This is a genomic window from Bacilli bacterium (genome assembly GCA_036381315.1).
In the GTDB taxonomy this organism is placed as follows: Bacteria; Bacillota; Bacilli; order Paenibacillales; family KCTC-25726; genus DASVDB01.
In genome coordinates this window covers 27461-44060 of record DASVDB010000108.1, presented here as the reverse complement: position 1 = coordinate 44060, position 16600 = coordinate 27461, and the positions used below count along the sequence as shown (strand labels likewise).

Sequence of the window (16600 nt, the reverse complement as noted above, 5' to 3'; positions counted from 1 at the left end):
GGGCATTCGCGGGCATGGCGTTTTGCCAGCAGTTTGAGGCCGTACGGCCAAAAGCGCACGGCCTCATCTTGATTTTATCGGAACAAATCGGCGGAAGACGTTTGTTGAATAACGCCGTAAATCATTACGGCGGCTTCCGCGCGCGTCGTACTTTGCTGCGGCAGCAAGCGTCCGGAATCGCCATGGATCAGGCCTATTTGCACGGCCCGGGCGAGATCTTCCCGCGCCCAAGCTGCAACCTGCCCATCATCACGGAACGAATTTAGCACATTCAAATCCACACCTGGAACATCCTCCGCTTGAGCGGCCAACAGATGGAAAGCGCGCAGCAATAAAACGACGCTTTCTTCGCGCGTAATCGGTTGGTTGGGCCGGAACGTGCCGTCGGCGTAGCCGGAAATCAACCCGACCGCTTTGGCTGCACCCAGGTCGGAAGCAAACCAGTCGCCCGCATGCACGTCCTTGAATGATTCGCCGTACGATCGGCCGCTCAATCCCAGCGCCCTGACGAGCATTCCGGCGAATTCCGCGCGCGTAACATTGGCCTTCGGAGCGAATTTCCCGTCAGCATAGCCGGAAATAATGAAATGATTGGCTAACCACCGGATCCGGCTTTCCGCCCAATGCTTGTCGATATCGGAAAATGCCGTTTCATTGTCGACTACCGTATAAACGCTGTTGCCCGGGCTGCGGATAATCGCCGCAGGCTTGCCATCCACCGTTCGAAATACGGCGGGAACATAGCTGAAACGCCCTGCCGACGGATCGTAACGCACGGCAGCCGCGGTGTTTTCGTCTACTTGCCGGTTCAATATCAAAGTGCGGGTAATATAGTGCCCATGCAAATCGTCGAGCCACCGGGTATGATTGGAATTTCTTAGCCCCAGACGGAATTCCACGGCCGGCGCCAACAAGTTATTGCCAGTTTTCCGCAATGCGGACTGCGCCGCCGCATCCACCGGTGAAATCTGTACCACCCATTGATCATCCGCGGAAGCGGTGAACCAGCTTGCGGCTGTAAACGGCAACATATAACTTGCATTCGCGCTTTGAACCACGACGCTGCCGCCCTCAGCTTGTTTTGCCGCCGCCGCAAACGCTGTCGCGGGAATGGCAACCTCCACAGCAGCGCTATTTGACGGCGCACGGAGGACGATTTGGTTTTTACCCGATTTTTCCAGCTGGGCTACCGCCTGTTCCAATACGTCGCCAGGCAATGAATAGGCCGTCAGCGCCTGCCCGGCATTTGCGTCCGGCATCTCCTGCGGCGGCAACTCAATCACGACGCCTTGCGGGGAATTTTGCACGTTTATGGCACCTTCCCCATTGGATCCTGGCGTTTCCGCTATCCCGCCCGAATTTGCCGGAATGCGCACTTCGGCCGTTAGCGGCAATTCGCTCCAGTTGCCGGCATGATCGATTGCTTCCAGCACGAGGGAATACGGGCTGCCGAAAGATAAATTATGAATAGTATAAGAAGTGATATCGCCCGGAACGACAGCATACGACGCGCCCCAATTTAGCCGATAGCGCGCGACGCCTCCGTTATCCAAAGCGGTTGGCCACGAAACTTGCACCGTATTGCCCTGGACATTTGCCTGCAATTGAGCGCCGGCTTGCCAGTAAGGCGCCTGATGATCGGTTACTTGCAGCGTCCAGGTTGCGGAAGTATCGCCGTAAACCGCCGTTATGACCGTATTGCCCGGCGAAACAGCCTGGACGATGCCATTATCAGCGATTTCAGCGATTAACGGATCGCCGACCTGCCATTGTACAAGCGGCGTTACGTTTACCGGCGCGCCATTGTAAACCGCGGTCACAACCGATGCGGCATGATCGCCGGCCATCAGCGTAAACGGACCGTCCGTCACGCTGCCCAGGATAAGCTGAAGCCCTTGCCGGTCAAAATTAAATCCTTGGTTTTGCGGCAATAACATCATCCGTCCGCCGGTTCCGTTGAACAGCTCGCCGACCCGAACGTTGCGAACGATCACATGATCAAAAACAGCGGTTCCTTTAATATTGCCGGACGCGTTGATCCCCCACGTGCCGGTTCCATCCACCAGATCACGCGAAAAGACTACGCCGGATGTGCTCTTTTCACCGAGGAAAGAAATTCCCTGTTTCGAGCTGTCCAAAATATCGTTATCCGCTATTTGCACATCGCCGGTTAAATCAATATCCCCGGCAAATATCAGGATGCCGCCAAAATCGGCATTCCAGTTGTATTCCCTGCCGCCGGCGCGCACAAGCGTATTGCGCTTAACCACTGTCGTACCGGCAAACGGCGCAGGGTTAAACCGCGTGCTTACCGTAATTCCCGCGCCGAACGCGATCGTATCGGCGATCACATTATCGGTTACCCGGTTGCCGTTGCCGCCGTAAATGGCGACATTGTTGGCGAGCCAAGGAAGCTGTACGGTATTGAAGCGGAATGTGTTGCCAACCGTGGCGACGCCGTCCGACCACATCGCCAGCGCATCATCGCCCGTATTTTGCAGTTGTGTTTGCTCGACCATTGAATGCATGGTTCCGGCGTCAAAGTTTATACCGTCGGCAAACGTGTTGCGAATGCGGCAGCCGACCACATACAAGCCGTCCGTATCGAGTTTGCCCAAGGCGCTGTCGTTCTGCTCCGCAGACCAAATACCCGCCTTCACATGCTCGATCCACATGTTTTGAATAATCGAGCCTGGGCCGAACACCCCGTCTACGCCCGATTCCGGCAAAGCGTCATGGCGGCCGGTGACTTCGCCGTCGATCGTAAAGTCGTACAAGCCAATTGCACCGCCTTTGGCCAGGAAGCCGGCGCCTTGCACGGTCGTATGCCATACCCCGGCACCGCGGACGGTTACTCCGCGAAGTTCGACGGGGCCTTGCTTCAAGTCAAAGACACCTGCGGGAATCCAGACGATTTCGCCGGTTTTCTCCGCCCTTGAGACAGCCGCGACCAGCGCATCCGTATCGTCCTTGCCATCGCCCGCTACCGCGCCGAAATCAGCGATGGAGATGCTGCCGGTAGGAGCCGTATACGCTTCATCCGCCTGTTCGGCTTCCACTTTGTCGATAACATAGTAATCCGCCGGATCATCCGCGTCTTTTTGCAAACGAATGACCGTTCCGGCCGGCAAATCGCCAAGCCAGATTCGCGTCTCGTCGAAAAAGCGGTGCGCATCGCCGTCGGCGGGATTATTGGACCACGGATACGCGCCATACACCCAGGCGTAATGCGAAGTCAGATTCGCGCTTTGCACGCGTTTTCCATTCACATAAACGCCTAGCGTAGCGTCCATTCCGGTTCCGTCCGCGGAATCGGGAAGCGCGTAGCGAACGGTGAGCGCGTTGGCATTTCGGCTTAACGTAAATTCAACATATTGTCCGGTTTCATCCAAACGCACCGCTTGTCTTCCCGAAGCTTCCGCGGCAATCTGTTTGTATTCCCGGGTCGGAGCAAGAATGGTTCCGGTATTTGCCATTTGTTCCGCTTCATACACCGTATAAGGCAGCGTCGCGCCGCGATATTCCGGGTATACGCCATTATCAACGGTAAGCGAATCGACGCTCACATGCTCGCTAATACCGCTTGCATGATCCAAAGTGATCGTATTGATGCCCTTGCGCAGCGTCACATCGGCTTGCGCCAATCCCCACGCATCCCAGCCGCCGGTGCTGTCCAGCCACAACTGTTGTTCATTCAAACCGTTCACTCGCAGTTTCAATCCGGCCGTTAAACCCGATCCGTTGGCATACCGCAAATGAATCCGATAGGCGCCGGCAGATTGCGCATTCACCGCGAAAATGACGCGCGCGTTCGCCGCGGTTAAATTATCCACATATCCGTCGCCGGTGAAGCCTTTCTGATCCGTTGCGACGACCGCGCCGCCGGAGATAAACGCTTCCTCCGCCTCGTAAACGGCGGTGCCGCTCATCACTTCCCGCAACCATTGCCCTGCATTAGCCTCGTTCGGCGTACCCAGCCGCAATGTTGCGCCATCGGCATACACTTGCGCGTCCGGCTGCGATACGCTGAACAAAGCGATCCAGTCGCCCTGCTGCCGCAATGCCCACTCATTTTGCCCGGACACCGTGAGCGGTTCGCCGGATGATGGGTTGATTAACTGCACATGCGCGTTTTTATGCTGAATAACCCATTCTGCAGCCGCCGGATCAACCGGATTGCCGACCGCGGCCGTGCCGTTCGTTTCATATAGCAGCGAACCGTTCACTCTGCTGTGCAGCCGAACCGGATTCGCTTCTGCGAACACGGCAGTATCCATTTGCGTCCCGCCAGCGCCCGGCTCCGGCAACACAATTTCATCCGCGGCGGGCTCGAACGTCCATTGTACGGCGGCGGACTCGATCGACCGCAAACCGACTTCGGCAAATCCTGCGCCGGACGATATATGCAAATACTGCTCAGGTTGGGAAACGCTTCTAAACAGCACTTTCCCCGACGCGGGAGCGCTTTCAAGCTGCCACTGTTCCGTATCCTGAATGTCGCTGATTGCCAAGCTTTCCACGAACGCTTCATGATTGCGCAAACTCATGAAATGATTGGTTCCACGATTTTGCAGCGTGATATATGCGCCATTGGGAACCACTTTCCATTGCGCATTGGGATCGGATGCGGCCGGATTTCCATACTGCACAATGCCGTGCGCATTTTCATACAGAAGCGCGCCGGATTGGGCATTCACGATATGCACAAAACCGTCCGGTATCGTTACCGGCAAGTCCGCCGGAGCATCTTCCTTTGTCCATTGAGCGCTGCCCCAGTTTTCCGGAATCGAGCTGCTTTGCGCGAAACTTAACTGATCCTCAACATGGATCACTTGTTCGGGATGCCATACATTCGCAAACACAACATCGCCCGGTGTTGCCGCGTCCCGCATTGTCCACTGCGCGCTGGCCCAGGAATCTTCGACCGGAATACATTCCAGCGGGTCCATATACGACGTTACATGTTCATTCGTCATAAAACAGCCGTTCGCACGGTTCTGGATGCGCTTGTTGCCGTTAAAATCCGCGATTAGCCAGTGGCTGCGCGCATCGTTCAGATCGGGATTGCCATACATAACCTTCCCGTCGTCCGCATACAGATATTGGCCGGTAAATTGATTTTTCAGACGCACATAGTGCGGAATAGCGGCATCATTTACTTCGATAAAATCCCATTTCGGGCTGCCCCATTCCGGCGGAATGACGCCGAATTGCACAAATCCCAATTGTTTTTCGACATGCAAATATTGATCATCGTACGCCACGTTGCGAATCAGCTTGACGCCTGCGGTATCGAGATTGTCGATGATCCATTGCTCGGTTTGCGCGCTTTCCGGCGCATCCACCGCTTTGACCGCGACTTTGTCCGAAGCGACGTCGGCAATGCTCAGATAATGGCCGGTCGCGCGGTTTTTGATGCGCTGCACGCCATCCTCATTTTCAATCAACCAATGGCCGGTTTGATCGTCCGCGCGCACGTTGCCATAGCGAACAATGCCGTCATCCTCATACATATACAGGCCAAGATAATCATTCTTGATGCGAATATAAGCCGGTCCGTCATCTTTCCCGCCTTCGTTGAAGGGGTAATCCACGTTCACGACCAGCAATTGCCATTGCGGCGTACCCCATTCCGGCGGAATTTTGCTCGATTGCGCATATCCGGTGTTATCCTGCACATGGATGTATATTTCCGGATTGGTTACGCTCTGAATCACCTTAAGCCCCGGAGTGACCGCGTCCAGCACGTGCCATTCAGCAAACAGATCATCGTCGGCAACATCCAGACTTTCCAGCGGATCGCCAAAAGAGACCACATGCTCCATCGTCATGTAATGGCCGGTGGCGCGGTTTTTAATGCGCTCGTTGCCGTCAAAAGATTCAATCAGCCAATGGGAGGCGGGATCGGCGGGATCAGGGTCCCCATACAGCACTTTGCCGTCCTGCTCAAACAAATACTTGCCCGTATAGCTGTTCTTGATTTGCACATAATCGGCCACGGGCTCAAACGCCCACTGCGGCGTACCCCAATCCGGCGGAATTTTGCTCGATTGCGCGTATCCGGTGTTATCCTGCACGTGGATGTATAGTTCCGGGTTGGTTGCGCTCTGGATCACCTTAAGCCCCGGAGTGACCGCGTCCAGCACGTGCCATTCGGCAAACAGATCATCGTCGGCAACATCCAGACTTTCCAGCGGATCGCCGAAAGATACGACATGCTCCATCGTCATGTAATGGCCGGTGGCGCGGTTTTGCAGCCGCTGATAAGTTCCATGATCCTCAACCAGCCATTGCGACGTAAAATCCGTTTCTTCCGGATGACCATATTGCACTTTCCCGTCGCGTTCGAACAAGTACGCGCCGGTGTAGCTGTTTTTCAGTCTTACATACACTCCGTTCGTCGGGCCTGCCGCGCTTTCGGCGTAAACAACTCCCCCGTTACCGCCAAAGACGCCGGGCAAAATCGGCAATTGCGGAATGAGCAACAAGCATACAAGCAATACAGAAACCGTTTTGACTAACCGTTTAATCATGTTCACACCGCCTTTGTTTGTATTCGCTATTTTCCATCGGCGAGCGATATGGACAGCATCCGCTTGTCTGCGGCAAAATGAATTTGTTCTTCCGGCACAGGCTGCCCGTTCAACACGACCGGAAGCCGTTCGCTTACCCCCTGAACATAAAGAAGGCGTTTTCTTTTCCATTCCGGGGTGTAGCCATCATGCTCAATCGTGATGCGGATTTCGAGACTGCCTGCGGCAAGCGAAACAGACCCGGATTCTTCGTAATACTCGCCGTTTTTGTGATTAATCGTTTCACCATCATCGTCATAAAAGCGATAAGTTGCCGTTTGCACCTTTTCCGCAAAATAGACGTACATCGCCAACTCTTGCATCGCTTCTTTTGTGCTTTGCCTTACCGGGCTTTGGAAAATGACCGCGCCGGATTTGATATAAATCGGCAATGTATCGAGCGGCGCAGTGGCGATATAACAGCGGCCCCCGCGCAGATGCTCGTTCGTCCAATAATCCACCCAGTCGCCTGCAGGCAAATAAACGAGCCGCCGTTCCATATCGGGCTGCATGACCGGAGCGATCAGAACAGAGTCGCCGATCAGAAACTGATCGTTGAGATTGTAAGTGTTCGCATCATCGGGATACTCCAAAACGAGCGGGCGCATCAGCGGCATGCCGGTAAGCGCGCATTCTCTTTGCAAATTATAGAAATGCGGCAGCCAGCGGTAACGCAGTTCAATGTATCGGGTGACAATTTTTTCAATTTCTTCGCCAAACGCCCATGGTTCTTGTCTGACCGATTTAATTTCGCTATGGTTGCGGAAAAACGGAAAAAACGCCCCGGCCTGCGTCCAGCGCACCAGCAATTCGCCGTTCGCGTCAAATGCAAACCCGCCTACATCCGCGCCGGCCATGGCGACGCCGGATAGGCCCAGGTTTAAACACATCGGAATAGCCATTTGCAGATGCTCCCAGAAACTGCGGTTATCTCCAGTCCAAACCGCCGCGTAGCGCTGAATGCCGGCGTAACCGGCCCGTGTCAGGACAAACGGACGCCGTCCGTTTAATTCTTCGTATAATCCTTCATAGGTCGATTGCGCCATTAATTGTCCGTAAGCGTTATGCAATGCCTGATGCGGAGCGGGCTCGCCGTTGTTGCCATGCAGAACATCCAAATCCATCGTTTTGGAATCCTGAAAAACGGAAGGTTCGTTCATATCATTCCAGATTCCCTCGATTCCGGCGGCGACAAATTCCTTATGGTTCTTGCCCCACCATTCGCGAACGCGAGCTTCGCTGAAATCGGGAAACGCGCTATTTCCGGGCCAAACGGGGCCGTAAAAAACACTCCCGTCGGGCTTTTTACAAAACACGGATCGTTTCAGGCCTTCCGCGTATATGGCATATTCGGCATCTTCCTTGACGCCGGGGTCCACGATCGGGACGACCCGCACACCCTGGTCCAGCAAGTCCTTAATCAATTGTTCGAAGTTGGGAAAGCGGCTGCGGTCGACGGTAAAAACGCGGTAGCCGTCCATATAGTGTATATCCAGATAGATCGCGTCGAGCGGGATCCGCTTTTCCCGGAAAGTGCGCACGATTAAGCGTACTTGCTCTTCCGTTTCATAGCTGAAGCGCGATTGATGATAGCCGAACGCCCATTTCGGCCACAGCGGCGCGCGGCCGGTCAATGCCGTATACCGCGAAACAACTTCCTTGAGCGTCGGACCGGCGATAAAATAGTAAGCCAACTGGCCGCCTTCGGCGACAAAGCAATATTCTTCTCTTTGCCTGAGATCAAACGTTGTCTTGCCGGTGTTGTCCACCAGCACCCCGAACGCGTTGCCGCCACGGTTGGTCATGTAAAAAGGAATAGAGACATAGAGCGGGTCCGTTTCCGGGTTATGCGGCGCATAAACGTCCGTGTTCCACATCACAATTTGCGTTCCGTTTTTATCCAGATAACCCGACTTTTCGCCAAAGCCATAAAAGCGATCCCCCGCCTGTTTTCGCTTATAGCAGGCCAATTCGCCATTGCCGCTTATGCATAGCCCATGTTCGCCCTCATCGAGCAGCGTATTCCCCGCGGCATCCTGAATCCGTATGCGTACGGGAGCTTTGCCGATTTCCAGGCGCACAGCGCCGCCGCTAAGCACAATGCGTTCCGCTTGTTCTTCCATTTCGGTCGCGATCGATTGCGGCGCAAGCCGGACGGCCTGGCTGCCGGAGCGCAAATTCGGCGGCTGCGACGCATTCATGACAATACGGACGATATGTTCCGCAATAAATTGAATGGACACATATCCCTGTGCGCAGCGCAACAAATATGCGTCTTGCTCCTTCTCGACGGCGATCAGATCACCGATATCGGCAAAAGAGACCTGTTCCCTAGCTGTAAAGTTGTCAGGATGAATTGACAGGCTTGTATCCATGTGTTTCCCTCCACTTTTATGTCTTTTAGCCTTTTGTGCCGCCTTCTGCCAACCCGGAAATCAGGTAACGCTGCAAAAATAAAAATACGATGGAGATGGGAAGGGCGATTAACACGGCTCCTGCCGAAAAGCGCGTAAAGTTGTTGGCCACTTTATCGCTGATAAAATTAAACAGACCAAGAGCCAGCGTAAACTTTTCCGGACTGCGCAAAATGATGCGGGGAAGCAAAAAATCCATGAACGGAGCCATGAAATTAAACAATGCGACAACCGCCAAAATGGGCTTGGCCAGCGGCATCAGCACTTTGAAAAAAATTCGCAAATAGCCCGCTCCATCGATTTTCGCAGCTTCATCCAAATCTTTCGGGATGGTGTCAAGATACCCTTTTACCAGAAATACGTTCATCGGCAACCCGCCGCCGATATAAATAATGACCAGACCGTACATGGTATCCAACAGCCCGACTACATTAAGCAGCAAATAAATCGCCACCATTCCCATCATGACAGGGAACATTTGCAGGATTAAAAAGCTGTATATGCCATATCTCCGCCCGACAAAATGAAAGCGGGAAAAGGCGTAGGCGATAAACGAAACGACAATTACCGAGGCGATAGAAGTGAGAATGGCGACATAAATCGTATTTTTATACCAAAGCAAATAATTGCTGTTGGGGTCCGCAAACAGCCACCGATAATGCTCAAACGACAAGTGCTCCGGAATCAGGCTTGCGCTAAACATGCTTGTGCCGGGATTCAAAGAGATGCTGATCGTCCAAAGAAGAGGATAAATAATCACGATAAACATCACCAGCACGATCAAATAAATGCCGGCAACTTCGAAACGGGATTTTATTTTTCGCGACATGGTTAATAAACATCCTCCTCCCGGAATGATCGGGTTTTGCTGAATTGATACAGGGCGAATATGGCGACAAACAGGCCCATGACGATGGATATCGCCGCCGCCATCATGTAGTTGTTGCTGTCAAAGGTCAATTTGTACACCCAGGAAATCAAAATATCCGTCCCCCCGGCGTTTTGGCCGAAAACGGGCGGTCCGCCCTTATTGAACAAATAAATAATATTGAAGTTGTTGAAATTGCCGGCATACTGCATAATCAGCAATGGCGCCGTGGCGTACATGACATGCGGGAACGTGATGTAACGAAACTTTTGCCAACGGCTGCCGCCATCGACATCCGCCGCCTCAAACCAATCTTTGGAAATGCTTTGCAAAACCCCGGTGAACAGGGCGAACACGAACGGAAAGCCCAGCCACACCTGAATCATGATGATCGTGAACTTCGCCCAGTTCGGATCGGTCATCCAGGGGACATGAAGGCCGAAAGGAGCAAGCACATCCCGGTTTATCGCGCCGAAATCATCATTGAACATCGCCGCAAATACAAGAATGGTAACGAACGAAGGAACCGCCCACGGCAAAATAAATACGGTGCGAATCAGCCGCTTGAATTTGACGCGCGCATCATTGACCAACACGGATAAAAACAAGGCAAGCGCGATTTGCAAAGTTGTAGCGACGACCGTCCAGACAATGGTCCAGGTGAGAACCGACAGCAGGCTTTTGCGCCATAACGGCTCGGTAATGAGCGACTTGAAGTTTTCCAACCCGACCCAATCCAGCAGTTTGGCAGGGGGCGCGTTATAGAGATTGTAGTTCGTAAAGGCAAGGCAAATCATGAACAACAACGGGAAGACAACAACAAACATCAAGATAAAAAATCCCGGCAAAACGATGAAATAGGGGAATCCATGATCCCACGTCCGGCTGAACGCTTCACTGACGGATACAATCCGGATGCCCTGCTTGATTTTTTGCGCGTCTTTGCGCGCATCGATGAAATTTACGACATAGAGCAAGACGGCGAATCCGCTGATGATGATAGCCAGCAATCCTTGCACCAAGAGCGCGCGGGAATCATCCAATTCGGCAATGGTCCCCAACGTGTAAATGCCCCAAAAACCGATGTTTAAAAAATTGTAGAAAACGGTAAAAAACGAAACAAATATGACAAAAAGCAAAATTCCTTTAATATATCTGCGATTATACAATTGACCCAGGCCTGGGATTATTGATAAAATAGTGGCGACCGTCGTGCTATGTCGGCGGTTTTGCCGCGAGCTCGATGTTGTCTCTGTAAGCATGGTGTACCACCTTTTTCAAGAATGTGCTGGAAAGGGCCGCATCCCTTTCCAGCACATTTTCCATAATTGCAGCTATTACTTGCTTGCGCCCATCATTTTGATTTTTTCCTGGACTTGCTTCACCGCTTCATCCAACACCGTTTGCACATCTTTGCCTTCCGCAGCAAACTTGAGCGCGTTCGCCATCGGATCCCATACCGCATCCAGTTCCGGCACGTTCGGGAACGGCAAGCCGTGCTTGATTTGTTCGCTGAAACCGGCGACAATCGGATCGTTCGTTAATACCGGATTGCTTAACACTTCCAATACCGGCGGAATTTCTCCGGTTTGTTTGAAATAGGTGAGCGTCGAATCGGCGCTGGTCAAAAATTCCGCAAGGTCGGTTGCCCATTCCGGGTTTTTCGAGAATTTGGAGAGCATCCAGCCCTTCACGCCGATAAAGGATTGCGGCACATTGCCGTTTGCCAGCTTCGGAAGCGGAGCTACCGCAAATTTATCGCCCAATTGTTTCTTGGAGTCGGACACGGCCCACGGACCGTTAATAATCGCGCCGACTTTGCCCTGGTTGAACAAGCCCCCGGCGATATCCCCGTTCACGCCCTTCGGCAAATATCCTTGTTTAAACCAATCCTGAATCAGTTTGACGCCGGCAACCGCTCCTTCTTTGTTCAGACCGATGTCGTTAATATCGAACGAATTGCCGTTTGGCTTGAAAATATACCCGTTGTTTCCGCCCATAAACGCCCAGGCAAAGTAGAAATTCGTCGCGTCGAACAAAAAGCCGTACTTGTCGTTCGCTTTATCTGTCTGCGCTTTCATGATTTGCTCCAGATCGGCGATCGTGGCCGGCGGAGTGGGCACCAAATCTTTGTTGTAAAAGAGCGCATACGTTTCAACCACAAACGGCAAGCCGTACAATTTGCCGCCGTCGCTTAACGCGCTCAGCGATTCCGGCGTATAGGTCTTCAGCACGTCTTCCGGAACGTTCATCGGCTGTACCAGACCTTCCAGCGCCAGTTTCCCGATACCCGGTTGATAGAACAAGTCCGGTCCTTTGCCGGCCGGCCCGTCGAGCGTCAACGTTTTCGGCTGGTCATTCATGGCGATCGGCGTAATTTTTACGGGAATTCCGGTTTTTTCCGTGTATTTCTTCGTAAGTTCATTCAGCACGGCAAGTTTGTCTTCCGCCGTATCGGCCCAAATTGCAAGTTCCTGCGGTTTCTCCGGCATCGCGCTTGCTTCCGCATTATCTGTCGGCGCGGCTGTTTGCTCGCTTGCCGCAGGCGAATTCGCCGGTTGCTCGCCCCCGTTTGCATTATCCCGCTTCGGCCCGCATGCCGAAAGCGACAACATGACAAGCATTAAACACAAAACGAGCAGCACAATCTTGTTTCCCTTTGTAAACATGGTGTGAACCTCCCAGTAAGTCTTTGTGTTAGTTTCTTGCCAACCCCGTTGTTTCGCGAATCACCAATTCAACCGGCATCACCACCTTTCGGGAAATAATCGGCCTTTTTTCAATTTGATCGAGCAAAAGCTTGATCGATAGCTGCCCTTTTTCCAAAATATTTTGCGATACCGTCGACAACGCCGGCAACGTAAAACCGGAGACAAACAGGTTATCGAAGCCTATTACCGAATAATCGTCAGGCACTTTTTTGCCCGCTTCTTTCAAACCTTTCACCAAACCCATCGCGCTGATATCGGAAAACGAAAAGACAGCGGTTACTTTTTCCATCGCAACGAGTCTGGAGGCGGCGCGAAAACCTCCCTCCATCGATGTGGGCAGCTTGATCATGAGTTCGGGATCATACTTTAGTCCGGCTTCGTCCAAGGCGTCGCGATAGCCAAGCCATCTGGCATGCAAAACCCCGTAATAGGAAATTTGCTTCATATCGATATCGCCAATCAACAGCGCGATGCGGGTATGTCCCTGGCTGATCAAATATTTGGTGGCCAAATACCCTCCCCTGCGGTCATCGATGCACACTTGATATAAAGCGGGGTCCTGCAAATAACTGTCGATATAGACCGTCGGGATGCGCAGATTCATAACCCGTTTAAGGGCTTTCGAGCGCTCATTGACCCCGATCATAATTAATCCGTCAAGCATTCGTTCGCGAACGAACGAGAATGTCTCGGTCCGCTCATCAATCCCGGTCAGAATGATATGGAAATTGTGGTCCCTGGCCACCTCTTCCACGCCCGCAAGCAGATCCCAATAAAACGGGTTGTCTTGCAGCCGTCCCGGCTTCATCGTCGGCACAACCAGGCCGATCAAATGGGTCCTGCGGGTTTTCAAATGCCTGGCGGGCAAATTCGGGGCGTACCCCAGTTGTTCAATAATCTTTTTTACTTTTAATTTTGTTTTTTCCGAGACGCGGCCTTTGTCGTTAATCACATTCGAAACGGTGGCTATGGACACGCCGGCTCGCTCGGCAACATCGCTAATATTAATTTCCCGATCCATTTTTATTGCTCCTACCGATTAAACGTTTAATCGACATAAACAAAGTTGATTAAACCTTTAATCAAAGGGTACCATATCCAACATTTCCGCGTCAACACCTGATTTATGAAATCACAAAAAAACTGCGCCTCCAACGCCAGATCGCCTCTAACGGTTGAAGGGGCAGTTTTAAGATCAGTTTAAGGCTATACCCACCACATATCGCCCAATGGCTCGCTGATGAGCACTTGCCGCAAATTTTTCACCGCTTTTGTAAAGCCTTCTTCGATCGACATCAAGCCGTCCTCATGCTCGATGCTGACGACATAATCGTATCCCGTCAAGCGCAGCGCGCTGATGATATCCGCCCACGTTTTCAAATCATGCCCGTAACCGACCGTACGGAACTGCCAGGCGCGATCCAGCATGTTGGTGTACGGCTGCATGTCGGTCAAACCGAATTTATTGACATTGCTTGGATCGATCGACGTGTCTTTGGCGTGAAAATGATGGATGGCGCCTGCGCGGCCCAATATTTGCACGGCCTGGACGGGGTCGATGCCCTGCCACCACATATGGCTGGGGTCGAGATTCGCGCCGATCACTTCGCCCGCATATTCGCGCAGTTCCAGCAGCGTGGCCGGCGTGTGCACCGAAAAACCGCCGTGCAGTTCCAGGGCTATTTTCACATGATGATCCGCGGCAAATTTGCCCCATTCCGTCCAATACGGAATCACTTTGTTTTCCCATTGCCATTTGCGCACTTCCTGGTAGTCGTTCGGCCATGGCGCAACGGGCCAGTTCGGATATTTGGCGCCTTCGTGGTCGCCGGGGCATCCGGAAAAATTGTTGACAACCGGCACTTCCAACTTCTCGGCAAGCTCAACCGTTTTAATGAACGTCTCGTGATACGCTTTGGCAATCTCCTTTTGCGGATGCAGCGGGTTGCCGTGGCAGCTCAATGCGCTGATGACAAGCCCGCGCGACTCCACCGCTTTTTTGAACGCGCGCAGCTTCGTTTCATCTTGCAGCAGTTCGTCCGGGTTGCAATGCGCGTTGCCCGGATAATTGCCCGTCCCGATCTCGACCGCGTCCAGACCGGCAGCGGCTATGTAATCCAACGCCTCTTCCAAACTTTTTTGCGAAAAAAGCACGGTAAATACGCCAAGTTTCATGTTTTTCCGCCTCCTTTAATCAAAATATACGGCTTTCCCGGTTCGCGAGCTTTCATAGATCGCTTCCAAAATTTCCGTTACGACAAGCGCCTGCTCCGGTTTTACCACGAGTTCGCGGTCATGGATGACGCTTTCGATCCATAATCTTGCTTCCATGTCCGCGGGGCTTTCACTTTTTTCTTCATAAAAGTCTACGCCGCCTGCGCCCAACTGGATCTTGTTGGTGAACAGTTTGCCATAGCGCTCGCCGTTGATGCGCAAGCCGTCTTCCATATCCGCGCCGCCTTCCGTGCCGCACAGGATTGTTTTCGCTTCGCCTGTTTGCAGCGTATTGAGCGCCCAACTCGACTCGAGGACAATCGATGCGCCGTTTTCCATTGTGATAAAGCCGAACGCCGAGTCCTCGACGGTGAATTTCTGCGGATCCCAAGGTCCCCAGGCATTCGCCGCGTTGGCCCGTTTGCCAAGCTTGTGGTAAGCGGAACCGACTACGCGTTTTGGCTTGTAATTGTCCATCAGCCACAAGGTTAAATCCAACGCGTGCGTGCCGATGTCGATCAGCGGTCCGCCGCCTTGCAATTGTTCATTGAGAAAAACGCCCCAGGTCGGCACGGCGCGGCGCCTGATCGCCAACGCTTTGGCAAAATAAATTTCGCCCAATTCCCCGTTTTCGCACACCCGTTTTAAAAATTGGCTGTCCTGCCTGTAGCGGTTTTGGTAACCGATGCACAGCTTTTTGCCCGTCCGGCGGGACGCTTCCAGCATCGCCCGCGCCTGCGCGGCGGTTTTGGCCATCGGTTTTTCGCACATGACGTGCTTTCCCGCTTCCAGCGCGGCGACCGTTATTTCCGCGTGCGTGTCGTTTGGCGTGCATATATGCACGACATCGATCGTCTTATCCTCCAACAGCCGTTGGTACGAAGCGGTCACGAGCGCATGATCCCCGCCGAATTGTTTCGCCGCTTTGCGCGCATTCTCCTCAAACGTATCGCTGAACGCGACCATTTCCACGTGCGGCAGTTTGGCCAAGCTTGGCATGTGCTTTCCAAACGCAATGCCGCCGCAACCGATAATTCCCACTCTCACTTTGTCACTCATCCCGTATATCCTCCTTTGATCAACCAATTCATGCTGGCGGCGACACTAAGAAAAGGCGGGTTTATGCATGTGTCCTGTTCAACGATCGCCCATTCCACCCCAAGCTCTTTTGCCGCCGCAATGATGGCCCCTACATTCACTTCACCCTGGCCCAATTCAACCGTTAGCGGCTTGCCTTCTTCCCTGCGCAAATCTTTCAGATGCACAAGCGGCAATCTATTGCGGTATTTGCGCATCACCGCGACCGGATCAGCCCCGGCGTAGTGCGCCCAGCAGGTATCCAGTTCAACTTGCAAAAGGTGTTCCGGCACGCGCGCAAAAATGGTGTCGAACAAAGTAGTCCCGGCGAATGTTTGGCTGAACTCAAAATCGTGATTGTGATAGCAAAGTTGCACACCATGGCGCGAACATTTTTCGCTTATATGAGCAAAATTCCGCAAAGTCTCGGCCAATACGTTTTCGTCCGCACGGTATTTTTCCTGCAAATAAGGGATAATCGCGTAACGCATGCCCAATTCGCGGCAGTAAGCCATCTCCTGCGGGAATTGTTCTTCCGATAGCAAATTTTCATAAGAAATGTGGCTGCCTAAAGCCTTAAGTCCCAATTCATCCAGTGTTTTTCCCAGCTCGACCGGAGAAAGGCCGCCGTAACCGGCAAATTCAACGCCCTCGTAGCCGATTTCCGCCACTTTGCGCAACCCGCCGACAAAGTCCCGTTCCATTTCCGCACGCAGCGTGTAGAGTTGCAATCCTATTTTCATT

At 52.9% G+C, this 16600-nt stretch carries 9 protein-coding genes; all 9 read right to left on the bottom strand.

From position 1 onward, the window contains the following. Positions 1 to 74: 74 nt before the first annotated feature. The 9 genes from VF260_08045 to VF260_08005 all read right to left on the bottom strand — a co-directional run bounded on the left by VF260_08045 (position 75) and on the right by VF260_08005 (position 16599). Positions 75 to 6533 (bottom strand): S-layer homology domain-containing protein, encoded by a 6459-nt coding sequence (locus VF260_08045; protein ID HEX7057130.1) that lies wholly within the window; start codon positions 6531 to 6533, stop codon positions 75 to 77. 26 nt (positions 6534 to 6559) lie between these two features. Next, the gene (locus tag VF260_08040) at positions 6560 to 8947 is read right to left on the bottom strand and encodes a TIM-barrel domain-containing protein (GenBank protein HEX7057129.1); all 2388 of its coding nucleotides are present in this window, start codon (positions 8945 to 8947) and stop codon (positions 6560 to 6562) included. Positions 8948 to 8972: 25 nt separating this feature from the next. Continuing rightward, entirely contained in the window at positions 8973 to 9815 is an 843-nt protein-coding gene (locus VF260_08035) for a sugar ABC transporter permease (protein ID HEX7057128.1), read from the bottom strand. Positions 9816 to 9817: 2 nt separating this feature from the next. Further along, on the bottom strand, positions 9818 to 11116 hold the full coding sequence (locus VF260_08030) for an ABC transporter permease subunit (protein HEX7057127.1): 1299 nt from the start codon (positions 11114 to 11116) through the stop codon (positions 9818 to 9820). 75 nt (positions 11117 to 11191) lie between these two features. Continuing rightward, on the bottom strand, positions 11192 to 12523 hold the full coding sequence (locus VF260_08025) for an extracellular solute-binding protein (GenBank protein ID HEX7057126.1): 1332 nt from the start codon (positions 12521 to 12523) through the stop codon (positions 11192 to 11194). A 28-nt stretch (positions 12524 to 12551) separates the two neighbouring features. Next, positions 12552 to 13586, bottom strand: a complete 1035-nt coding sequence (locus VF260_08020; protein HEX7057125.1) for a LacI family DNA-binding transcriptional regulator — start codon at positions 13584 to 13586, stop codon at positions 12552 to 12554. A 185-nt stretch (positions 13587 to 13771) separates the two neighbouring features. After that, a complete protein-coding gene (locus VF260_08015; protein HEX7057124.1) occupies positions 13772 to 14740 on the bottom strand; it encodes a sugar phosphate isomerase/epimerase in 969 nt (322 codons plus the stop codon). Positions 14741 to 14755: 15 nt separating this feature from the next. Continuing rightward, entirely contained in the window at positions 14756 to 15838 is a 1083-nt protein-coding gene (locus tag VF260_08010; GenBank protein HEX7057123.1) for a Gfo/Idh/MocA family oxidoreductase, read from the bottom strand. Further along, positions 15835 to 16599, bottom strand: a complete 765-nt coding sequence (locus VF260_08005) for a sugar phosphate isomerase/epimerase (protein ID HEX7057122.1) — start codon at positions 16597 to 16599, stop codon at positions 15835 to 15837. The genes VF260_08010 and VF260_08005 overlap by 4 nt, the downstream gene beginning before the upstream one ends. Position 16600 lies beyond the last annotated feature (1 nt).

Excerpts from the sequence above, each read along its gene's own strand:
- VF260_08025 (HEX7057126.1), bottom strand. The coding sequence starts at position 12,523 with ATGTTTACAAAGGGAAACAAGATTGTGCTGCTCGTTTTGTGTTTAATG.
- VF260_08015 (HEX7057124.1), bottom strand. The coding sequence starts at position 14,740 with ATGAAACTTGGCGTATTTACCGTGCTTTTTTCGCAAAAAAGTTTGGAA.
- VF260_08040 (HEX7057129.1), bottom strand. The coding sequence starts at position 8,947 with ATGGATACAAGCCTGTCAATTCATCCTGACAACTTTACAGCTAGGGAA.
- VF260_08005 (HEX7057122.1), bottom strand. The coding sequence starts at position 16,599 with ATGAAAATAGGATTGCAACTCTACACGCTGCGTGCGGAAATGGAACGG.
- VF260_08020 (HEX7057125.1), bottom strand. The coding sequence starts at position 13,586 with ATGGATCGGGAAATTAATATTAGCGATGTTGCCGAGCGAGCCGGCGTG.
- VF260_08035 (HEX7057128.1), bottom strand. The coding sequence starts at position 9,815 with ATGTCGCGAAAAATAAAATCCCGTTTCGAAGTTGCCGGCATTTATTTG.
- VF260_08030 (HEX7057127.1), bottom strand. The coding sequence starts at position 11,116 with ATGCTTACAGAGACAACATCGAGCTCGCGGCAAAACCGCCGACATAGC.
- VF260_08010 (HEX7057123.1), bottom strand. The coding sequence starts at position 15,838 with ATGAGTGACAAAGTGAGAGTGGGAATTATCGGTTGCGGCGGCATTGCG.
- VF260_08045 (HEX7057130.1), bottom strand. The coding sequence starts at position 6,533 with ATGATTAAACGGTTAGTCAAAACGGTTTCTGTATTGCTTGTATGCTTG.